The organism is Nocardia sp. NPDC056100 (genome assembly GCF_042266325.1).
Taxonomy (GTDB): domain Bacteria; phylum Actinomycetota; class Actinomycetes; order Mycobacteriales; family Mycobacteriaceae; genus Nocardia.
The window spans coordinates 2019924-2041074 of the sequence record NZ_JBHJVY010000001.1; the positions used below are offsets into that span (position 1 = coordinate 2019924).

General features: G+C 66.3%; 24 protein-coding genes. 11 read left to right on the forward strand and 13 right to left on the reverse strand.

Annotated elements, in window-relative coordinates:
- Positions 1-194 precede the first annotated feature (194 nt).
- Entirely contained in the window at positions 195-1814 is a 1620-nt protein-coding gene (locus tag ACFC0O_RS09385) for a FadD3 family acyl-CoA ligase (protein ID WP_375955213.1), read from the forward strand.
- Positions 1815-1844: 30 nt separating this feature from the next.
- Here ACFC0O_RS09385 and ACFC0O_RS09390 read toward each other — a convergent pair whose 3' ends face one another.
- From ACFC0O_RS09390 to ACFC0O_RS09420, 7 genes are all read right to left on the reverse strand, one after another.
- Entirely contained in the window at positions 1845-2438 is a 594-nt protein-coding gene (locus tag ACFC0O_RS09390) for a Dabb family protein (RefSeq protein WP_375955215.1), read from the reverse strand.
- Positions 2435-2761, reverse strand: a complete 327-nt coding sequence (locus ACFC0O_RS09395; protein ID WP_375955217.1) for a hypothetical protein — start codon at positions 2759-2761, stop codon at positions 2435-2437. Before ACFC0O_RS09395 ends, ACFC0O_RS09390 begins: the two co-directional genes overlap by 4 nt.
- Complete coding sequence (locus tag ACFC0O_RS09400; protein ID WP_375955218.1) at positions 2758-3660, reverse strand: LLM class F420-dependent oxidoreductase; 903 nt, start codon at positions 3658-3660, stop codon at positions 2758-2760. The genes ACFC0O_RS09395 and ACFC0O_RS09400 overlap by 4 nt, the downstream gene beginning before the upstream one ends.
- A gap of 111 nt (positions 3661-3771) precedes the next feature.
- The gene (locus tag ACFC0O_RS09405) at positions 3772-4587 is read right to left on the reverse strand and encodes an SDR family NAD(P)-dependent oxidoreductase (RefSeq protein ID WP_375955220.1); all 816 of its coding nucleotides are present in this window, start codon (positions 4585-4587) and stop codon (positions 3772-3774) included.
- 11 nt (positions 4588-4598) lie between these two features.
- Entirely contained in the window at positions 4599-5330 is a 732-nt protein-coding gene (locus ACFC0O_RS09410; protein WP_375955222.1) for a glucose 1-dehydrogenase, read from the reverse strand.
- 1 nt (position 5331) lies between these two features.
- Positions 5332-6999, reverse strand: a complete 1668-nt coding sequence (gene kstD, locus ACFC0O_RS09415; RefSeq protein WP_375955224.1) for a 3-oxosteroid 1-dehydrogenase — start codon at positions 6997-6999, stop codon at positions 5332-5334.
- Positions 7000-7012: 13 nt separating this feature from the next.
- A complete protein-coding gene (locus tag ACFC0O_RS09420; RefSeq protein WP_375955226.1) occupies positions 7013-7768 on the reverse strand; it encodes a glucose 1-dehydrogenase in 756 nt (251 codons plus the stop codon).
- Between the two features lie 162 nt (positions 7769-7930).
- Here ACFC0O_RS09420 and ACFC0O_RS09425 point away from each other — a divergent pair, with 162 nt between their 5' ends.
- The 5 genes from ACFC0O_RS09425 to ACFC0O_RS09445 all read left to right on the forward strand — a co-directional run bounded on the left by ACFC0O_RS09425 (position 7931) and on the right by ACFC0O_RS09445 (position 11902).
- Entirely contained in the window at positions 7931-9052 is a 1122-nt protein-coding gene (locus ACFC0O_RS09425; RefSeq protein WP_375955228.1) for an LLM class flavin-dependent oxidoreductase, read from the forward strand.
- Between the two features lie 29 nt (positions 9053-9081).
- The gene (locus ACFC0O_RS09430) at positions 9082-9834 is read left to right on the forward strand and encodes an SDR family NAD(P)-dependent oxidoreductase (protein WP_375955229.1); all 753 of its coding nucleotides are present in this window, start codon (positions 9082-9084) and stop codon (positions 9832-9834) included.
- A gap of 100 nt (positions 9835-9934) precedes the next feature.
- Positions 9935-10876: an alpha/beta hydrolase gene (locus ACFC0O_RS09435; RefSeq protein ID WP_375955231.1), complete on the forward strand. Its 942-nt coding sequence runs from the start codon at positions 9935-9937 to the stop codon at positions 10874-10876.
- Positions 10877-10938: 62 nt separating this feature from the next.
- Positions 10939-11400, forward strand: coding sequence for a pyridoxamine 5'-phosphate oxidase family protein (locus ACFC0O_RS09440; RefSeq protein WP_375955233.1), 462 nt, complete (start codon positions 10939-10941; stop codon positions 11398-11400).
- 88 nt (positions 11401-11488) lie between these two features.
- A complete protein-coding gene (locus ACFC0O_RS09445; RefSeq protein ID WP_375955235.1) occupies positions 11489-11902 on the forward strand; it encodes a DUF4189 domain-containing protein in 414 nt (137 codons plus the stop codon).
- A gap of 46 nt (positions 11903-11948) precedes the next feature.
- Here ACFC0O_RS09445 and ACFC0O_RS09450 read toward each other — a convergent pair whose 3' ends face one another.
- The 3 genes from ACFC0O_RS09450 to ACFC0O_RS09460 all read right to left on the reverse strand — a co-directional run bounded on the left by ACFC0O_RS09450 (position 11949) and on the right by ACFC0O_RS09460 (position 13307).
- Positions 11949-12317, reverse strand: coding sequence for a DUF5313 family protein (locus ACFC0O_RS09450; protein WP_364629613.1), 369 nt, complete (start codon positions 12315-12317; stop codon positions 11949-11951).
- Positions 12314-12781, reverse strand: a complete 468-nt coding sequence (locus tag ACFC0O_RS09455; protein ID WP_375956064.1) for a MarR family winged helix-turn-helix transcriptional regulator — start codon at positions 12779-12781, stop codon at positions 12314-12316. The genes ACFC0O_RS09450 and ACFC0O_RS09455 overlap by 4 nt, the downstream gene beginning before the upstream one ends.
- Positions 12782-12872: 91 nt before the next feature.
- On the reverse strand, positions 12873-13307 hold the full coding sequence (locus ACFC0O_RS09460) for a nuclear transport factor 2 family protein (protein WP_375955238.1): 435 nt from the start codon (positions 13305-13307) through the stop codon (positions 12873-12875).
- Positions 13308-13410: 103 nt separating this feature from the next.
- Here ACFC0O_RS09460 and ACFC0O_RS09465 point away from each other — a divergent pair, with 103 nt between their 5' ends.
- Together ACFC0O_RS09465 and ACFC0O_RS09470 are read left to right on the forward strand one after the other, a co-directional pair.
- Positions 13411-13965, forward strand: a complete 555-nt coding sequence (locus tag ACFC0O_RS09465; RefSeq protein ID WP_375955240.1) for a TetR/AcrR family transcriptional regulator — start codon at positions 13411-13413, stop codon at positions 13963-13965.
- A gap of 165 nt (positions 13966-14130) precedes the next feature.
- Complete coding sequence (locus tag ACFC0O_RS09470; protein WP_375955242.1) at positions 14131-15351, forward strand: RtcB family protein; 1221 nt, start codon at positions 14131-14133, stop codon at positions 15349-15351.
- 53 nt (positions 15352-15404) lie between these two features.
- On the opposite strand, the gene ACFC0O_RS09475 is transcribed toward ACFC0O_RS09470, so the two are convergent.
- Both ACFC0O_RS09475 and ACFC0O_RS09480 read right to left on the reverse strand, forming a co-directional pair.
- Entirely contained in the window at positions 15405-15887 is a 483-nt protein-coding gene (locus ACFC0O_RS09475) for a hypothetical protein (protein ID WP_364629602.1), read from the reverse strand.
- 101 nt (positions 15888-15988) lie between these two features.
- Positions 15989-16735: an MBL fold metallo-hydrolase gene (locus ACFC0O_RS09480; RefSeq protein ID WP_375955244.1), complete on the reverse strand. Its 747-nt coding sequence runs from the start codon at positions 16733-16735 to the stop codon at positions 15989-15991.
- 71 nt (positions 16736-16806) lie between these two features.
- Here ACFC0O_RS09480 and ACFC0O_RS09485 point away from each other — a divergent pair, with 71 nt between their 5' ends.
- Together ACFC0O_RS09485 and ACFC0O_RS09490 are read left to right on the forward strand one after the other, a co-directional pair.
- The gene (locus ACFC0O_RS09485; RefSeq protein WP_375955246.1) at positions 16807-17412 is read left to right on the forward strand and encodes a TetR/AcrR family transcriptional regulator; all 606 of its coding nucleotides are present in this window, start codon (positions 16807-16809) and stop codon (positions 17410-17412) included.
- A 118-nt stretch (positions 17413-17530) separates the two neighbouring features.
- The gene (locus tag ACFC0O_RS09490; RefSeq protein WP_375955248.1) at positions 17531-19648 is read left to right on the forward strand and encodes a RecQ family ATP-dependent DNA helicase; all 2118 of its coding nucleotides are present in this window, start codon (positions 17531-17533) and stop codon (positions 19646-19648) included.
- A 24-nt stretch (positions 19649-19672) separates the two neighbouring features.
- On the opposite strand, the gene ACFC0O_RS09495 is transcribed toward ACFC0O_RS09490, so the two are convergent.
- Positions 19673-20161 carry a MarR family winged helix-turn-helix transcriptional regulator gene (locus tag ACFC0O_RS09495; protein WP_364629591.1) on the reverse strand — a complete coding sequence of 163 codons (489 nt, stop codon included), beginning with the start codon at positions 20159-20161 and terminating at the stop codon, positions 19673-19675.
- A gap of 111 nt (positions 20162-20272) precedes the next feature.
- Between ACFC0O_RS09495 and ACFC0O_RS09500 the strand changes: the two genes are divergently transcribed.
- A complete protein-coding gene (locus tag ACFC0O_RS09500; RefSeq protein ID WP_375955251.1) occupies positions 20273-21115 on the forward strand; it encodes an NAD(P)H-binding protein in 843 nt (280 codons plus the stop codon).
- The last annotated feature ends 36 nt before the right edge of the window (positions 21116-21151 follow it).

Sequence of the window (21151 nt, forward strand, 5' to 3'; positions counted from 1 at the left end):
GCCGGGCCACACCGCACGCCAACAGCTGCGGCAATCTCTCTGCCATCGAGCGTGCCGCGTGACCCCCCTCACCCCCAACCCGCATCCCGATCACCGGAACCCCTACGGCGACACGAATCGATGGCACGGCCGGTCAGCGGGATGGCACTGTGAAAACGGGCATCGGGGACCGGGGGTTGGGGCAGGATGGGCGGATGGATCGGCGGTATGCGGACTCCATCGGCGGCGGCTCCGCGAACGCCCCGGTCTCGACCATCCCCGCCCTGGTCGCGGATCGTGCGCGGCGCTATCCCGATGCGGTGGCGGTGGCGGGGCCCGTGGGGCGGCTCACCTTCGGCGAACTGGCCGCGGAGGTCGATGCGGTGACCCGGGCGGCGATCGCCTCGGGGATCGAGACCGGGGACCGAGTGGGCATGTGGGCGCCCAATGGCCTGCGGTGGATCGTGACCGCGCTGGGCATGCTGGGCGCGGGGGCGACGCTGGTGCCGATCAGCACCCGGCTGCGCGGACCCGAGGCCGCCGAGGTGCTCACCCGCAGCGGCGCGAAAGCGGTGTGCACGGTGCAGGAATTCCTGGACCGGGACTATCCGGCGATGCTGGCCGAATCCGGTTATCCGCTACCGGCATTGGAACATCTGATCCTGCTCGATGATGCCCTGGGCGCGGCGGCCGAGCACTGGGATATCAGTTCCTGGGCGGGTTTTCTCGCGCCGGGCACGGTGGTGCCGCCGGACGCGATCACCGAGCGCCGGGCGGAGATCGATCCGGAATCCATCTCCGACATCCTGTTCACCTCCGGCACCACGGGCGCGCCCAAGGGCGTATTGGCCACGCACCGGCAGACTTTGGAGGTTTTCGCGCTCTGGGCCGATGCGGTGACACTGCGGCCGCGCGATAAATATCTGCTGGTCAATCCGTTCTCGCATACCTTCGGATACAAGGCGGGCATCATCGCCTGCCTGTTGCGCACCGCCACCATGATCCCGATCGAACGCTTCGACGCCGAAGCCGTGCTGCGGCTCATCGAACATGAGCGGATCACCGTATTGGCCGGTCCGCCAACGCTCTTCACCGATCTGCTGCGCGCCGACCACAGCGACTTCCTGCTGGGTTCGCTGCGGCTGGCGGGCACCGGCGGCGCGCCCATACCGGCCGAACTGGTGGAACGAATCCGCACCGATCTCGGTGTGCCCTACGTGTTCACCGCGTACGGCCTCACCGAATCGATCGGCGTGGTCACCATCTGCCCGCCCGACGCCCCCGCCGAACTGCTCTCCGATACGGCCGGAAAAGCCCTGCCCGGCACCGAGATCCGCATTGTCGACCAGAGCGGCGCGGATACCGCACCGGACGAACCAGGCGAGATCATCGTCAAGGGCCCCAATGTCATGCGCGGCTACCTCGACGATCCGCAGGCCACCGCGGCCGTCATCGACCCCGGCGGCTACCTGCACACCGGCGATGTCGGCACCCTCGCCCCGGACGGCTACCTGCGCATCACCGATCGCCTCAAGGACATGTTCATCGTCGGCGGCTTCAACGCCTACCCCGCCGAAATCGAACGAGTCCTGTTGCAGCACCCCGCCGTTCACGACGTCGCGGTGATCGGCGTCCCCGACCCCCGTCTCGGCGAGGTGGGCCGTGCGGTGGTCGTACCGAACGATGACGCCGATCCGGATCCGGCCGACATCATCGAATGGTCGCGCACCCGCCTCGCGGGGTACAAGGTCCCCCGCGAGGTGGTCTTCACCGAACGCCTGCCGCGCAATTCCGGCGGCAAGGTCGTCAAGGGTGAACTGCGAAATCCGGCCTGACCGAACGTCTTCGCGGCGTTCGGCGGCGGATCAGACCCCGAGCACCGGCCCCGACGCCCACCGGTACAGATGCGCGATCGCCGGTTCCACGATCGCGCCCGGCATCTCCGGATCGAACCAGCGGTCCACACTCGTCCAGTGATACGGATGCGCGAGGTATTCCCCGTTCAGCCCATCGGGATCGGTGAACTCCTGCTCCCAGACATGGGTCCAGCGACTGTCACCGCCGACCCGGCTCAGGGCCCAGGATTTGATGGATCCGATGTGGTACGGCATCCCCATCAGATCCTGTTCGAACTCCGCCACGGCGTCAGCGGGAGTTCCGGGACGCACGGTGAGCAGCAGCGTGCGCTTCACCCGCCGCGGCTGATCCAGCGGCACGATCTGTTCGGCCACCGGGATCAGCGGCACCACATCCACGGCTCCCGGCAGTTCCGAAATCAACTGCGCGGGTGCGGTTTCGGCGGTCACATCCCAGACCGCGCCGAGTCCGCCGGTGCTGCCCGGCAGCTCCGCGCCCACCGAGCACCGGTGCACCCCGCTCGCGAGCGCGGCCAGTTTCGCAAGACTCGTCTCGGGATGGTCCCCGGCGGGGAGTTCGCTCAAAATCACCCAGCGCTTCATAGCTGTTCCTCCTGTACCGCCATGACATGCCGTTCCCGGCCTAGGGCGAGCGCATCGGTGGCGGCCCAGAATTCGGTCACCGCCGGATCGGCTGCGGCGGCGGCGCGCATACCGTAGAAGTCGTAGATTCCGGGAAGTTCCCAGATGATTTGCAGGGCAACGGCATCGGTGCCCGCGTGTTCGCGCAGCAGTTGCGGTCCGAGCAGACCGCGAGCGGTGGCCCCGGGCAGGTAGTCCGTCCGCCAGCGGGCCAGCCAATCCTCGACCTGGTCGGCGGGCAGAATCACGCGATCCAGCACGCGCACGGCGTTATCCGCGCTCACAGCTTCGCCTCGATCTCATTGCGGTACCGATCCACATACCCGGCGAGGTGTTCGACGCCGTTCACCAGCGATTGCGGACCGAACAGCGGTGGGGTGAGCACGATCCGGCTCACGCCCGCCGTCACATACGGGCGTACGAAGTCGATATCGAATTCGCGGGTGAAATCGCAGGAACCCGGCCAGGCCGTCATTTCCACCGCATCCTCGGAACGCCCCGCGGCGAGCGCGGTTTCCCGGATCCGGTCCGCGCCACGGGCGAAATCCTCCGGCGTGATGGTGTACGGGAACCAGCCGTCACCGACCCGCCCGGCTCGGCGCACGGCGGGAGCGCTGTTGCCGCCCAGCACAATCGGGATGGAGCGCTCGGGTTGCGGCAGGCAGAACTGCTTCTCGAAGCCGATATGGGTGCCGGAGTAGCTCGCCGGCGCTTGCGTCCACAGCGATCGCATGGCACCGATGCAATCGTCCAGCCGCGCGCCGCGCTCCTCGAACGGCACCCCGATGGCCGCGTATTCCTCTTTCTGCCAGCCGATTCCGAGCCCGAGCAGCAGGCGTCCATCGGAGTGCCGGTCCAGCGTCGCGGCCCGTTTGGCCAGCACCACCGGACTGTGCAGCGGGGCCACCACCATGGCGGTGCCGAGCTTCAGGGTGCTGGAGGCGGCGGCCAGGAAGGCCAGCGTTTCCAGCGGATCGGTCATCGGTACGCCGAGATCGCCGCCGGGCATCTTCCCATCGGGCGAATACGGATACAGCGGTTCGTAATCCTGTGCCACCACAACGTGTTCCACGGTCCACACCGATTCGAGGCCGCATTCCTCCGCGGCGGCCGCGAATTCGCGCAGGAACTGACCCGAGGTGACCAAACCATCGAAATAGGGCATGAGCATGCCGATGCGCATCGACTGCCTCCAGTTATCCGAGTACCGGCCCGCTACGGGCCTTGCCCCGATAGCCCCGCACCCGGGCGGGGTGCGGGGCTGCGGGAAACCGGCCCGGGCTGCTGGCCGGTGTCAGATCTCCTTGCGCATCTGCGCGGTCAGCGGCTTCATGTAGGCCGAGCCGAGCAGGCGGCGCATCCAGTTCATGGCCTTGGCGTCGGTGCCGATCAGAATGAGCGGCTTGTTCTTCTTCATACCGTTGGCGATGATCTGCGCGCACTGTTCGGGCGAGGTCTTGGCCAGGCTGTCGAAGTTCGACGCCAGGGCGTCGCGGTCGCGGTTGGCCGAAGCCCGTGCCTTCCAAGCGATTTCGGTCTTGATCATGCCCGGGTGCACCGACGAGACGCCGACATTGTGACCCGCGATGATCATTTCCTGGCGCAGCGCGTCGGTGAACGCGTGCATGGCGTACTTCGAGGAGCTGTAACCGCTCTGGCTCGGGCAGGCCACCAGGCCGAACATGGAGGACACATTGGCGATATGCCCGTCACCGGAGGCGATGACGTGCGGCAGGAAAGCCTTGGTGCCGTTGGCCGTTCCCCAGAAATTGATATTGAAGATCCACTCGAAGTCGTCCCAGGAGACATCCTCGACATTGGCGGTCAGCGAGACGCCGGCATTGTTGACGACGATATTCACCTTGCCGAAATCGCCGATCACATCATCGGCGTGCGCGTACACCGCGGCGCGATCGGTGACGTCCAGCTTGTAGGCGCGGGCTTTCGCACCGGCCTGCTCGCACAGCGCCGCGGTCTCGGCGACACTCTCGATATTGCGGCCCGAGAGCGCCAATTGCGCTCCGCCCCGGGCGAGTTCGAGGGCCAGGGCGCGGCCGATACCGGCACCGGCGCCGGTGATGACGGCGACTTTGCCGTGGAAGTCCTTCATAGCGTTTCCTTTTACTGAGTGGTGAAGCCGCCGTCGGCGATGAATTCCGACCCGGTGCTGTAGGAGGACTCGTCGGAAATCAGGAACAGGACCAGATTGGCCAGTTCCTCCGGGGTGCCCGGTCGCGCGATCGGCTGCTTGGCCGCAATCGACTGGGAGCGTTCGGAAGTCGCGACCATCTCGGTGGCGACAATGCCCGGGTGCACGGAATTGACGCGGATATTGTCGGCCGCGAATTCCTGCGCGGCGGTCTTGGACATACCGCGCACCGCCCACTTCGAGGCGACGTAACCCAGGATGTTGGAGTATCCGATCAGCCCGCCGGTCGAGGAGATATTCACGATCGAACCGACGCCCGCGCGGCGCATGGAACCGACCACGGCCTTCATACCCAGGAAGACACCGACCTGATTCACGTCGATGACCTTGCGGTAGTCCGCCTCGGACAGCTTCTCGATCGGATCGACGTGCACGATGCCCGCATTGTTGACCAGCCCGGATACCGGCCCGAACCGCTCCTCGGCGGTGGCGACCACATCGTTCCAGGCCGCCTCGTCGGTCACGTCCAGGGGCAGGAACAGCGCGTCCTCACCGAGTTCGGCGGCCAGCGCCGTGCCCTCCTCGATGAGCACATCGGTGATGACGACCTTGGATCCCTCGGCGGCGAGCTTGCGCGCGAACGCCGCGCCCATACCGCGCGCACCGCCGGTGACGATCACATTCTTGGTGCCGGCGCGTCCCATATCAGTGCTCTTCCAGATCGGCGAGATGGTTGGCGGCGATGTATCCGAAGACCATCGCGGGTCCGATGGTCGCGCCCGCACCGGCGTAGTCATTGCCCATGACGGCGGCCGAATTATTGCCCGCCGCATAGAGACCGGTGATCACCGCGCCGTTGTCGTCCAGCACGCGGGAGTGCTCGTCGGTGACCAGACCACCCTTGGTGCCGAGATCGCCGGGCACCATTTCCACCGCGTAGAACGGGCCGCGGGTGAGCGGTGCGAGGGTCGGGTTCGGCTTGACGGTCGGATCGCCGTAGTAGCGGTCGTACGCCGAATCACCGCGCAGGAAGTCCTCATCGCGGCCGTTCTCGGCGAAACCGTTGAAGCGTTCGACGGTGGCCTGCAATTTATCCGCCGGAATGCCCAGCTTGCCCGCAAGCTCGGCCAGGGTATCGGCCTGCTTGATGATGCCCTTGTCGAAATACGCCTGCGGCAGTGGACGTTTGGGGAAGTTGCCCAGGAACAGGTACCGATCACGGAAGTTCTGATCGAAGATGAAATGCGCGGGAATGCTGCCGACCCCGGCGGCCTCCTGCTCGTACATCTTGTGCACCACGTTCACGTACGGCGCGGATTCGTTGACGAAGCGCTCACCATTGTCATTGACCATGATCGCGCCCGGCTGCGAACGCTCGGCCAGGCAGAAGAACGGCGGACGGCCCTCGGGGCTGCGCACCGACGGACCCCACCAGGCGTCATCCATGAGATCGACTGCGCCACCGGCCTTCTGGCCCGCGACAATGCCCTCGCCGACATTCTCGGTCGCGCCCACGGTCCATTCGGTGGACTGCGGCCCGGGAATGTACTGCTTACGCATTTCCAGGTTGTGCTCGAAACCGCCCGCTGCCAGCACCACACCGCGGCGCGCCTTGATGGTGATCTGTTTGCCCTCATGCTCGGCGACCACGCCGACGACCGCGCCGCCCTCGGAAATCAGTTCCGTCAGCGGGGTATTCAGCCACACCGGCACCCCGGCATCGCGCAGCGACAGCCACAGCCGGGCGGCGAGGGCCTTGCCCAGGCTCAACGGCAGCGCGCCCTTGGCCAGCGCCAGCGCGGTGCGCGCGCCGACCTTGACCGCGGTCTTCTTACCGGCCCAGGTGCGGGCGATCATATTCAGATCGTGGAAGTCGCTGACCGTGATGGCGATGCCCTTGGGCGCGGACATGGTCGGCTGGTTGATCTTGTGCAGATCGCCGCCGAGCAGCCGCCCATCGATCACCTTGGGTTCGATGCTGCGGCCCTGCGCCAGACCGCCCGGGAACTCCGGGTGGTAGTCGGAATAGCCGCGGTCGTAGACGAATTCCCAATGCTGCGAGCGAGCGCCGATGTAGGAGAACATCTCCGGGCCCTTGTCCAGGAACGCCCGCTGCTTGGCCTCCGGAACCCGATCGCCGACAACGGCTTTCAGGTAGGTGCGGGCCATGGTCGGGCTGTCGGGCACACCCGCGGCCTGCAATACCGGGTTATTGGGCACCCAGATGCCGCCGCCGGAGCGCGCGGTGGAGCCGCCGAACAACCGGCTCTTCTCGATCAGGGTCACCGACAGCCCGCGATAGGCGGCGGTCAGCGCGGCGGTCATACCGGCCGCGCCGGAACCTACGACGACGACGTCGAATTCGAATTCCATTGAGTATCAGTCCTTAATAGCCGCAGCTGGTGAGCATGCCGCCGTCGACGACGAATTCGCCGCCGGTGCAGTAGCTCGAGGCGTCCGAGGCCAGGAAGAGTGCCACTTCGGACACCTCGACCGGCTGACCCCAGCGCGGAATGGGCAGATCGGAGAAGAAGGAATTGCCGTCCAGACCGGTCGCACCGGCGACCGAGGCGGTCATGGGGGTGGCAATGCCGCCGGGATGGATGGAGTTGACCCGGATACCCGAATGCCCCAGCTCCCGCGCGGCGGATTTGGTGAGCCCGCGCAGCGCGAACTTGCTCGCACTGTAGGCGGACAGGCCGGCCGCGCCGACGAACCCCTCGACCGAGGACACGTTGACGATGGAGCAGCCTCCGGATTCGATCATGGCGGGCGCGGCGGTCCTGATACCGAGGAAAGACCCGGTCACATTGATGGACTGCATGAGGTTCCACTCGTCGAGGGTCATCTCGAGCAGCTTCTTGAACCGCAGGATGCCCGCGTTGTTGACCAGCACGTCCAGGCGGCCGAACTGCGCGATCGTCGCGGAAACCGCTGCCTGCCAATCGCTTTCGCTCGTGACATCCTGATGCACGAAAAGCACGGCGTCGCCGAGCTCGGCTTCGAGGGCCTTACCCTCCTCATCGAGCACATCGCCGAACACCACCCGCGCGCCCTCGGCCACGAAGCGGCGCACATGCTCGGCTCCCATGCCTCGCGCACCGCCGGTGACTAGCGCGACCTTCCCGTCCAGCTGTCCCACCGAATCCCGTCCTTCCTCAGCGTTTGAACCGACGCTAAGACCGGGGCCGGGGTGCGGCACGGTGTGGTCCCGGCCACTGAGACATCCGAATGACCTGAGGGTTTGAGTCCTGAACTATTCCGGTTAGGCATAGCGGCCGGATAGGCGGTAGGGAGCACCCGGATGAAGTTCTCGATGATCTTCGAGGCGCAGATGGCCGACCCGACGGCGGCCCATGAGGCGCGGGTGCTGCACGACTCCGTGGCACAGGCGGTGCTCGCCGATCAGGTCGGCTTCGACACCGTATGGGCGGTCGAACACCACGGGCTCAAGTGGTACGCGCATATGAGCGCGCCGGAGATCTTCCTGACCTGGGTGGCCGCCAAGACCGAGCGGATACGCATCGGGCACGGCGTGGTGTGCATGCCGTTCAATTTCAATCATCCGGTGCGGGCCGCCGAACGCGCGGCCATGCTCGATGTGCTGTCCAGCGGGCGGCTGAACCTGGGCGCGGGGCGCGGATCCACCGCCGTCGAAACCTCCATGTGCGGAGTCGATCCCGATCGCACGCATCAGGAGGTGGAGGAATCGCTGCGGATGATCGCTGCCGCCTGGCAGGATCCGGAGAGCGAATTCTCCTATCACGGTGAGCTTTTGGATATCGAGCCGCATCATCTGCTGCCGCGTCCGGTACAGCGCCCGCATCCGCCGCTGTTCATGGCGTGCACCCGCAAGGACACCCTGAAACTCGCCGCCGACTACGGAATCGGTGCGCTGGTACTGGGTTTCGGCGGTGTCGAGGAGATCGCCGAACTGCGCCGCATCTATGACACCGCCATCGCCGAGCGCACCGGGGAGCGGTTCGTGTCCACCGTGGTGAACGATCACTTCGCGGCACTGTGCCCGACCATCGTGCTCGATGATCGCGAACGCGCGCGGCAGATCGGCGCGCGCGGACAGCGGTTCTTCGCACAGGCCATCAAGCATTACTACGGTGCGGGACCGGTACCGGACGAGGCCGTGGACCCGGACGCCGACGAGATCGCGAATATGCGCGCGGCCGCCGAGGAACACGTCGCCTACCTGCACGAAGCCAAGATTCCGGTGAAATCCGGGTCCACCGCCATCTTCAATACCGATCACGCCTACGGCACCGCCGACGACGCCATCGCGTACGTCGAGCGGCTGCGGGCGGCCGGGGCGGACGAGATTCTGTGCCTCATCCAGATGGGCACGGTGCCGCAGGACGCCTGCATGGAAACCATTCGCCAGTGGGGCGAGAAGGTCATTCCCCACTTTCAGTAGCAAACAGATCTAGTAGAAGGAAGCTCCACATGGCTGATCTCACCGGCAAAGTCGCCCTGATCACCGGCGCGGCGCGCGGACAGGGTGCGGCGGAAGCGCGACTGTTCGTCGAGCGCGGCGCCAAGGTCGTCATTACCGACGTCCTGGAGACCGAGGGTAAGGAACTCGCCGAATCCCTCGGCGAGGCAGCGCGTTTCGTCAAGCACGATGTCTCGGACGTGGAGAGCTGGGATGCGGCCGTGGCCGTGGCGGTCTCGACGTTCGGCAAGCTGGACGTGCTGGTCAACAATGCGGCGATCTACATTATGAAGCCGCTCATGGAGACCGATTCCGCTGAGCTGGAACGCATTCTGAAGGTGAACCTGGTCGGCGCGTTCAACGGTATCAAGGCCGCGGTTCCGGCCATGATCGCGGCGGGCGGCGGGTCCATCGTCAATATCTCCTCGCAGTCCGGGCTCGAAGGGCTGATGAACCACGCCGCGTACGGCTCCTCCAAATGGGGGTTGCGCGGACTGAGCAAGGTCGCCGCACTCGAGTTGGGGCTGAACCAGATTCGCGTCAACTCCATCTACCCCGGACCCATCGCCACCCCGATGGTTCCGTACCTGACCACCGGTCCGGGCAGCTTCCCCAATCTGCCGCTGGAGCGCAGCGGGCTGCCCGAGGAAGTCGCCGAACTCGTCGCCTTCCTGGCCTCCGATGCCGCCGGTTACATCACCGGTGCGGAGGTCTCCATCGACGGCGGCCTGGCGGCGGGCAAGTTCATTCCGCGCGGCATGTAGTTCAGACCTCATGGCGGGAGCGCCGCCCGCGCCTGCGAAGCGGGCGGCGCTCCACTTACCCGAAACCCACAGTCCCCCAAGCCCATCCCAGGAGTCCGCGATGCCCCTGTCGCCGGAATGGCAAGCCTTCACCGATGCGGCCACCGCCGCTTTCCCCGAGCTCGGCACCAAGGTGGTCGATGCCGCCGAGGCGCGGACATTCCTGGCCGCGCGACCCGCGCCGCCCGCCGTCGAGCCGATTCCCGTTGGCGGGGTGGAGGATTGGCTGGTGCCGGGGCCCGATGGCGCACCCGAGGTGCCGGTGCGGATCTATCGGCCCGCGCTCACCGAGCGGACGCCGGGAGTCGTGGTGTTCTATCACGGCGGCGGGTTCGTGCTCTGCAATCTCGAGAGTCACGATAAGTTCTGCCGTGTCATGGCGAATGAGGCCGGGGTCATTGTCATTTCGGTCGACTACCGCCGCGCACCGGATGCCCGCTTCCCCGCCGCCTCGGATGACGCCTACGCCGTGCTGCGCTGGGTCGCCGACCATGCCGAAGCCCTCGGCGGTGATCCGGCGCGGCTGGCGGTGGCCGGTGACAGCGCGGGCGGCACCCTCGCCACCGTCGCCGCCATCCAGGCCCGCGATAGCGGCGGTCCGGATATCGCGTTCCAGCTGCTGCTCTATCCCATGCTGGATCCGGCCTGCGATTCGGTCTCGCATACCGAGAACGCCACCGGCTACTTCACCACCTCGGCCCAAATACGCTGGTACTGGCAGCAATACCTGAACTCCGTCGATGATGCGTCGGACCCGTACGCCAATCCGCTGCTCGCCGATCTGACGGGACTGCCACCCGCCTATATCGCCAGTGCCGAGTTCGATCCGCTGCGCGATGAGGATGAGCACTACGGCCGACTGCTGCGCGATGCCGGGGTGCCGACCGAGATCCATCGCTGGAACGGGACCATCCACGGGTTCATGACGATGGCCTGGCACCTTCCGGAGACCCGGCAGGCCAATGGCTCCGCCTTCACGGCCCTGCGCAAAGCGCTCTCCTGAACGAAGTAGTACGATCACTCCATATAGAGCAATCGATCTATATGGAGTGACAGGAGAACGCGATGTCCGAGGGTCCGCACACCGCCGCACTATTCGAGGTCGCCGCGGCATTGCTGCGCGCCAACACCTACGGCTTCCTCATCACCATCGGCGATGAGATCCCCAATGCCCGGCTGGTGCAGCACGTCGGCCTCGACGACGACGGGACCATCTGGATCGGCACCAGCCCGAAATCCCGCAAGGCCGCCGATATCGCCGTGCACCCCAGGGTGACCTACGCGGTGCAGGACCGGGACACCCCGGCCTATGTGAGCGTGCACGCCACCACCGAGATCGTTGATGACCTCGCCACGCGAAAAGAGCGCTGGATCAACGGCTTCGAGAAATTCTTCCCCGCCGGACCGGACGGTGACGACTTCGTACTGCTGCGGCTGCGCCCGCACGCGGTGGAGGTGATGGACTTCGCGCGGCAGATCCATCCGGACCCGTTCGGGCTGCTACCCGCGCGTGCCGTGCGCGACTGATTCGGTTCACCCAAGCCGACCAGGCGGGCAAGGTCGATCGTCTACTATCGGCCTCGTTCGCCCAGTTTCTGAAACGTCAGGAATTCTCTTGTCGGTTGCTCGAATCACCGCACTCACCGCGGCCGTGACCATGTCCTGCGCCCTGGCCGCCGCCACCGCGCACGCCGCACCGCAGTACTACGGCGCGATCGCGGTCTCCAAGCTCAAGAACGGCGGCGTCGTCACCGCCGAGAACACCAAGGTGACCGCGGACGCCGCCGCCATCCGCGATTGCGCCAACTACGACTGCGAAATCGTCTTCCGCTTCACCGACGGGTGCGGTGCGCTCGCCCAGGGCGCGGACGGCGCATTCGGCTGGGCCGCAGCGGGTACCCGCGAAGAAGCCGAAGGTGCGGCGGTCGCCGGGCTCGGCGAGAGCAACCCGCCGTTCCCCGACCTCGGCAGCGCCAGCCCGCGCGCGGCCAAGGTCATCGCCTCAGCCTGCACCAAGAACGCACAGTAGACGCCAATGGCAGCGACCGAATAGGTTCGGCCGCTGCCATTTTCGGCTATCGCCCGTAGCGGGCCTCGTACGCCGCGCGTTCTGCCGCGCGTTGTGAAGCTCGCGTCGGGTTCTCCAAATCTGCTGGGAGGCCGTGCTTTTCCAGTCGATGCGCGCGGTTCATCGGCATGTACGCGATGATGTAGAACCCCGCCAGCAGCACGGCGAGCAGAATCATGCTGGCGCGCAACCACAATTCACCCGGGAACAGCAGGAACGCCGCGAAGATCGGCAGCAGCGGGAACATGCCGCGCACCAAATGCCGTGGCACCGCGAACTTTCCGGTCAGATCATTGCGGACCCACTCCTGGAGCTCATCCGGGAGTCGCATACCGCACGAATAGCCGATCCACTGCGCCGGATTGGGATGCTTCATGACCGGGTTCCCTTCGTGTCCGACAGCACCGATCGGCGCGCCGCCTGATTCACGCGATTGAGCACCTCGCGCAGATCCTCCAGATCGGCCAGGCTGACGCCGAGCCGTTCCACCACCGCCGGTGGAATCCTCTCGGCCTGCGCACGCAGTTCGCGCCCGGCCGCGGTCAGATCGATGACGAGATTGCGCTCATCGTGCGCGTCCCGCCGCCGGGTGATGAACCCGGCGGCTTCGAGCCGCTTGAGCAGCGGCGACAGCGTCGGCGAATCGAGTTGGATGGCCTCGCCGATATCCTTCACCGACATCGGGGCCTCTCCCCACAGCGCCAGCATCACCAGATACTGCGGGTGCGTGAGACCCATCGGTTCGAGCAGCGGCCGGTAGACGGCCAGCACCGCGCGATTGGCGACGGCCAGCGCGAAACACACCTGCCGGTCCAACCGCAGCGGATCCTCGACATCCAACTCCACAGCTCAGCCCTCCTCGATCCATACCGTTAGGGCCATAATAGTTAATGCACTAACTGTTTGCACGCGATCGAGTGGGTCATCCAGGTCACACCTGTTCGCGCAGCCTCCCGGACAGCGCGAGCAGGCGCGCGGTGTCCATGTAGTCACGGAAGAGCACGACCTGACCGTCGCGCACCCGGACCACATTGACCGAGGTGCGCACCCGGACGCGCGGTTCACCCTTGCGGGTGAGCTCGACATCGTTCTCCACGAAAAACAGTCCGGGATCGGTGGTTTCGTAGATGGCCGCGTCGATGGCGTGCACCTGCACCTCGGTGACGCTGCCCGACCACCAGCGGGCCAGATGCTCGCGAATCTCGTCGCGGCCTTCGAAGCGGGTCTGCATTCCCGGAATCGTGAAGGGGATTTCGAAGACGGCATCGGGGGCCATCAGTGCGGCGAAGGCGTCCGGATTACGGTCCGGCAGGCCGTTGAAGAGTCGTTCTACCAGTTCACGAGGGGTTTCCACGGCAGTGGACATGAGGTCTCCACGGGATTGGGAAGTATTCGGAATTAAACGGAACGTACGCCCCGATTAGTATTCGGGGCGCTCGCCCCGGTTGTCAATGGGTAGGCTGCCGGTGATGACCGAACGCCCGCTCCGCGCCGACGCCCGCCGCAATCGCGAGCGGGTGCTCGCCGCCGCGCAGGAAGCCTTTGCCGCGGAGGGCATTTCGGTACCCCTGGACGAGATAGCGCGGCGCGCGGGCGTCGGCGCGGGCACCGTGTACCGCCACTTCCCCACCAAGGAAGCACTTTTCGAGGCCGCCATCGTGGACCGCGTCGACCGCATGACCGGGCGCGCCCGCGCCGCGCTCACCGCCGACGACGCGGGCGCGGCCTTCTTCGCCTTCCTGCGGCAGATGGATTCCGGCGGAGGCGTCAAACGCGATCTCGCCGATGCGCTCGGACCGCAGGGCGCGCACACCTACGCGGGCCCGACGCGCGAGCTGCAGTCCACCATCGGCGAATTGCTGACTCGCGCACAGCAGGCCGGGGCGGTGCGCGGCGATATCGAACTCGGCGACCTCATGTCGGTCCTCAAGGGTTTCTTCATCGCCGTACATCTGGACGCCATGGATGCCGCGCAACGCGAACGGGGATTCGCCGTCATACTCGATGGTTTGCGTCCCCGCTGAACTATTCAATCGCGAATCGCTGACCATTCGCACGGTGGTCTCCGTTCCCAGCAGCAGATTTCGTCGAACCCTGAGCTGTTCCGGGGCGTATGCCCGCCGAAAATGCGGTGCGCCCCGGCGGATGGGCACCTACGGTGAAGGGCAATCCGAAGGAAGGAATGTCCAATGTTTCCCGTAGAGCTGCGCGGAACTCGAGCGCAGACGCTCATGTGGGCCCACGAGCACGAGGTCGAGCCCGCCGCCCTGCAACAGCTGCGCAATATCGCCGCGCTGGAATGGGTGCACGGGGTACGGGTCATGCCGGATGTGCACCTCGGCAAGGGGGCGACGGTCGGGTCCGTCATCGCGATGCGGGACGCGGTCTCGCCCGCGGCGGTCGGCGTCGACATCGGGTGTGGAATGGAAGCCGTGCGGACCTCACTGAAGGCGAGCGATCTGCCCGACAGCCTGCACGCACTGCGCACCCGGATCGAGGCGGCGGTGCCGGTCGGCTTTGCCGCACACGATGATTCGGTGAATGTGAATCGGCTGAACGCTGAGGTCTCCGGGCACCAGATCAGCAATTCGCAGCGCGCCGGATGGGATCGGTTCTGGAAGGGCTTCGCGACACTGGATCCGGCGGTGCAGTCGCGAGAGTCCAAGGCGCACAAGCAGATGGGCACGCTGGGCGGAGGGAATCACTTCTGCGAGGTTTGTCTGGATTCGGAGCAGCAGGTATGGATTCTGCTGCATTCCGGAAGCCGGAATATCGGTAAGGAACTGGCCGAGCGACATATGGCCGTCGCGCGCGTGCTCCCGCATAACCGGGACCTGCCGGACAAGGACCTCGCCGTATTCGTCTCCGGTACACCGGAAATGGATGCGTACCGCCGCGATCTGACGTGGGCGCAGGAATACGCGGCCCGCAATCGAGCGGTAATGCTGGCGCTGGTGTGCAGGGCGGTGCGCGAGGAATTCTCCGAACGCGACGTTGTTTTCGACAAGCCCATTTCCTGCCATCACAACTATGTGGCGGAGGAGATTATCGACGGGGTTCCCATGCTCGTCACTCGTAAGGGTGCGGTGCGGGCGGGGAAGGGGGATTTGGCGTTGATTCCGGGGTCGATGGGGACTCGGTCGTATGTGGTTCGGGGGAAGGGGAATCCGGATTCGTTCTGCTCGGCTTCACATGGGGCGGGGCGTCGGATGAGTCGGAATGCGGCCAAGCGGCAGTTCACTGTTGCGGATCTCATTAAGCAAACCGAGGGGGTGGAGTCTCGGAAGGATGCGGGGGTGGTGGATGAGATTCCGGGTGCGTACAAGGACATCGATCAGGTGATCGCGGCGCAGGGGAATCTGGTGGATGTGGTGCATACGCTGCGGCAGGTGCTGTGCGTGAAGGGGTGAGGGGTGTTCCGGCGCAATCGGATTCGGTTGCGCCGGAACGGGTTCGGTGCCGGTCAGCGGCGGCGCAGGGTGGTGGCCACGCCCGCACCGATCAGAAGGATTCCCACTATCAGCGGGAAGCCGGATTGCAGCCATTGGTAGAGGGCCACGTGCAGGTCGTCGCTGATGCGGGGTAGATCGCCGATGATGCGGAAGGTGTCGTCGGGGAAGATCAGGTGCAGCAGGCCGGGGAGCACGCCCCAAATCAGGCCCGCCACAATGGTTCCCGCCGGAGAGTAGGCGGCCAGGGCTGCCACGAGTAGGAACAGGGCCGCGCCGAACAGGATTTGCAGGGTGGAGCCGAGACGGTCGGCGAAGTCACCCAGGATTCCCCACTGGCGCATATCCGCCGCGCCCCGGGCGGCGAAGACAATGCCGATGGGCGTGAGGATCAGGCAGACGAGCGCGCCGGTGAGAGCCCTCGAAACCCCTCCGCTACTGCGAAATTGCGCCCCCGGTGGCGTCCACCCGGCGGGCGACGGAAACTTCTCCGGCATGACCGTCTCCCTGTCACCGGAAGACCGCGCGGTTCCGGCACCTCATTGTCCGCCACCACCGGGGATTGTGCGCGATCTTGACCGAGCCGCAACGAAGCTGGTCACACGGTGAGCGATATGCCCGGATCCAGGATGTGCACCTTGGTATCCGGGGCCAGATCGGCGGCGGCATCGAGGTAGAGATCCGGGCGATTGCGATCGGATTTGGTCATGACGCGATCCCCTATCGGGCCGCTGGTGAAGGCGTAGTGGATGGGCACCGACAGGCGGGGACGCAGGGCGCGGGTGAGGTCGGCGGCCTCGGCCGCGTCCATGACGACCTGGTGATTCAGCAGCGGGCGGATGCGCAGGCCATTGATGGGGAGCAGGGCCAGATCGATATCCGGAAAGCGGCGGGCGACCTCATCCAGTTCCGCGATGCGCAGGGTGTCCGCGCCGAAATAGACGGTGTGGCCATCCGCGCGCAGCACGAAAGTCACTTCGGGGACACCGTGTTTCGCGGGTGCGGCAGTCACCTCCACGGGGCCGAGGTGAGTGGTCTGCCAGGGCGCGAGTTCGGTCACGTTGGCGAAACCGGCGGCGCGCACCTTGGCGGCCAGACCGGGCACCACAGCGAAAGGCACTGTCCTGTCCGGATATTCGATCAGGGCAGCCAGATCGCAATGGTCGTAGTGCTCATGACTGATGACGATGCCCGCGAGTTCGGGCAGGTCGGCGGCGGTGGCGATACCGCGCGGTTCGCCCTGGTAGTAGAAGCGGCGTTCGGAGAGCCACGGATCGGTGAGGATGCGCGCGCCGCCGAAATCGAGCAGGACGCTGGCGTGGACGACGCGGGTGACTGTGAGCATGGGTTCTTCCTTAACAAGACAGCCGTCTGCTTACGGGTGTAAGTAGACGGCTGTCTTGGTACGCTGTCAAGGTGTCGGACAAACCCATTCGCAGCCGTAATCGCCGCGGCGAGGGCGCACTGCTGCGCGCAGAGCTGGTGACGGCGGCCAGCACGCTGCTGGAAGATCTGGACGGGCAGGAAGCGCTGTCACTGCGCGCGGTGGCCCGCGCCGCCGGGATCGCACCGCAGAGCGTGTACCTGCATTTCGCCGATCGGCGCGAGCTGTTGACGGCGGTGTACCAGGTCCGGTTCGCCGAATTGCGCGAGACGCTGGAGACCGCGCGCGATGCGGTTCCGAAAGGCAATGCCGCCGAACGGCTTTCATCCATCTGCCACGCCTACGTCGACTACGGCACCCGGAATCCCGGTCACTACCGCGTCCTGTTCGGCACCGCGGGCACACCCGGATGGGAACCCACCGAGGGGCAGCTCCCCGGGCTGCCGACCATGCGACTGCTCATCGACGCGGCCGCCGACTGCGGCAGCACCGACCCGGACGCCACGGCCCTATGCCTCTGGGCCGCCATGCACGGCATGATCACGCTGCGCCAGGATCGCCCCAGCTTCCCCTGGCTGCCGATCGACACCTTGATCCGCACCATGGTCGACGCACACCTCGCGGCGGCGCACGCGTAATTCCCATCGACGACCGGGGCACATGCCGACCGCGATTCGCCGGACACGCCTGGAACACACAGCGTGGCGGGGTGCGAAGTCGGGTTGGAGCTGGGTCGTGTCGGTGCGGTGAGGCACGATGGAGCGCGTGACCTCGACCGACGCGACCCGAACCGGTACCTCCAGCGAGCTGCGACCCGATGCCGAACGGCTGTTGCGTGAGCTGGCCGGGCCGAACGCGCGGTTGCGCGAGGATCAGTGGGTGGCCATCGAGGCGCTGGTGGTGCAGCGGCGGCGGGCCCTGGTGGTGCAGCGCACCGGCTGGGGTAAGTCGGCGGTGTACTTCATCTCGGCCAAGCTGCTGCGCGCGGCGGGGCGCGGTCCGACGGTGATCGTGTCACCGCTGCTGGCGCTCATGCGCAATCAGGTCTCCTCCGCCGAACGCGCGGGAGTCGTTGCGGCGACCATTAATTCGGGCAATGTCACCGAATGGGACGAGATCCACGCCCAGGTCGCGGCGGGCGAGGTGGATGTGCTGCTGGTGAGTCCCGAGCGGCTCAACAATCCCGACTTCCGCGATGCCGTACTGCCCAAACTGGCCGCCGACGCCGGACTCGTCGTGATCGACGAAGCGCACTGCGTCTCGGACTGGGGGCATGATTTCCGGCCCGACTATCGCCGAATCCGCACGCTCATCGCCGATCTCGGCTCCGATGTGCCGGTACTGGCGACCACCGCGACCGCCAATGACCGCGTGGTCACCGATGTGGCGACGCAGATCGGCACCGACACACTGGTTTTGCGCGGCGGCCTGGACCGCGAATCGCTGCACCTGTCCGTGGTGCGCATTCCGGACGCGGTGGAACGCACCGCCTGGCTCAGTCGCAAATTGCACGAATTGCCCGGCAGCGGCATCGTTTACGCTCTCACCGTGGCGGCGGCGCACGATCTCGCCGATGTGCTGAACTCACACGGTCACCATGTGGCGGCGTACACCGGTCAGACCGACCCCACCGAACGCGAGGCGCTCGAGGCCGCGCTGTTGAACAACGAGGTCAAGGCGCTCATCGCCACCTCCGCGCTGGGTATGGGTTTCGACAAGCCCGATCTCGGTTTCGTGGTGCACGTGGGCGCGCCGTCCTCGCCCATCTCCTACTACCAGCAGGTCGGGCGTGCGGGGCGCGGTACCGAACGCGCCGAGGTGGTGCTGCTGCCCGGGCCGGAGGACCGCCAGATCTGGAGCTACTTCGCCTCGGTGGCCTTCCCCCGCGAGCACATCGTGCGCTCGGTGCTGGCCGCGCTGAATCTCGATCGCGCACTGTCCACCGCTGCCCTCGAACCCCTGGTGGAGCTGAACCGCTCCCGCCTGGAAATGGTGCTCAAGGTGCTCGATGTGGACGGCGCGGTGCAGCGGGTGCGCGGCGGCTGGATCGATACCGGACAGCCCTGGGAGTACGACACCGAACGCTATGAGCGCCTGAGCATCGCCCGAAATGCCGAGCAGCAGGCCATGATCGACTATCAGTCCACCGCCGAATGCCGGATGAACTTCCTGCGCCGCCAACTCGACGATCCGGATCTGCGCGCCGACTCCCCCGGCTGCGGGCGCTGCGACAACTGCACCGGAACCAGTCAGGACACCACGGTCGACGCCGCCGATCTGGCGGCCATCCGCACCCGCCTGGACCGCCCCGGCATCGATCTCGCGCCGCGCAAGCAGTGGCCCACCGGCATGTCGAAACTCGGAATCTCGCTGTCCGGCAAGATCACTCACGGCGCGGAGACCGGCCGGGTGCTCGGCCGCCTCAGCGATCTCGGCTGGGGTCAGCGCCTGCGCGCACTGCTGGACGCACCCGACGCACCCGTTCCGGACGAGGTCTTCAAAGCCTGCACCATCGTGCTGCGCGAATGGGATTGGGCCGAACGCCCCACCGCGGTGCTGGCCCTGGACTCCCCCGGTCGCCGCCTGCTCACCACCTCACTCGCCGCCCGCCTGGCGGAGATCGGCCGCCTGCGCGATCTGGGCACCCTCTATCTGCGCCCCGATCTCCCGCCGGTCTCCGCGGTCAACTCCGCGCACCGCGTCGCGGCGCTCGACAATGCCTGGGAGACACCCGATCTCACCGAGGTGGACGGCCCCATCCTGCTGGTCGACGCCCTGACCGACACCGGCTGGACCTTCACCATGGCCACCCGCGCCCTGCGCGCCGCCGGTGCGGACGCCGTCCTACCCTTCGCCCTGGCGACACCCTCCTGAGCCGGGCAGCCTCGGGGTCGGCGGCTAGGCGTCTTTGGCGAGCCCTCGATCCTTCAGCGCTTCCAGGGAATCGACGTATCGGAGCATGAGCCGGGCGAAATCCAGGCGGTCCGATTCGGGCCAGTCGGCGGTGATGTAGTCGTAGGCATCGCGCTGATGCTTGCGGAACCGGGTCATGAGTTCCTCGCCCTGCGGGCTCAACTCCAGCACGGTGCGCCTGCCGTCCTGCTGCGAGGCGGCGCGAATCAGATAGCCCGCCTTGATGTTCTCGCTGACCATACGACTGGCCACCGACGGATCGGTGCCGAGTAGTTCGGCGACCTTGCCGACGGTCACCTCCGCCCCCGGCTGAGCGTTGTGCTCCTGGATGAGATTCAGCACCAGCGTGCGGCTCAAATCCTTTGCGGAGATGGGGTTCTCGACCTCCAGCAGTGAGGTGCGGCGCAGTTTGCCGAATGCCGGTCCCACGGCATTGAGCAGGTCATCGGGGGTGCGGGTGTCCTTGGCGGTCATATGCACATCGTATATCCATGCCAGATCGAAGACATGTGTTGACTTACAATTGTGTGCATGACAGCATGCATATGTACACAGACACAGAATGCCAACCCGATGGAGAATCCCATGACCACCCTCGTCACCGGCGCTCGCGGCAAGATCGGCCAGTCGCTCATCGCCAAACTGCGCACCGCCGGACTGCCCGTCCGCGCCGCCAGCGCCGATCCGAGTGCCCTGACCGTCCCCGCCGGAGTGGACGTCACCGAACTCCGGCTCAACGCCCCCGAAACCTTCGACGCCGCGCTCGCCGGCATCACCCAGGTGCTGCTCTACGCCGAGCCCGCCGGTATCGACGCCTTCATCACCGCCGCCCACGCCGCCGGAGTCGAGCACATCGTGCTGGTGTCTTCCTCCGCGGTGCTGAGCCCGACCGCCACCGAAGACTCGCTCGCCGCGCACCACCTGAATGTCGAGAACGCGCTCGCCGCCTCCGATATCGCCACCACCGTGCTGCGCCCCGGCGCGTTCGCCAGCAATGCCCTCGGCTGGGCGTACTTCATCAGCAACGGCCTGCCCATCGAGCACGCCTACGCCGACGCCGCGATCGTGCCCATCCACACCGATGACATCGCCGATATCGCCTACGCCGCGCTCACCGGACACGAATTGCGCGGTGGCACATACCATGTCACCGGCGAACAGTCGCTCACCTTCCGCGCTCAGCTCGCCGCGATATCCGAGGTGCTCGGCCGCGATATCCCGATCGTCGAGATCACCCCGGACGCCGCCCGCGCTCAGCTCACCCAGCACATGCCCGCCGCCATGGCCGATTCGCTGCTCGCGTACTGGGCTTCGACCTCCGAACGCCCCGAGCCCATCGCCGACACCACGCGATCTCTGCTCGGCACGCCCGCTCGCAGCTTCGCCCAGTGGGCGCACGAGCACGCGGACGCGTTCTCCCCCAATTGATTCCGGCCTCACCACGGTGAGACCCACTCCCCCAAG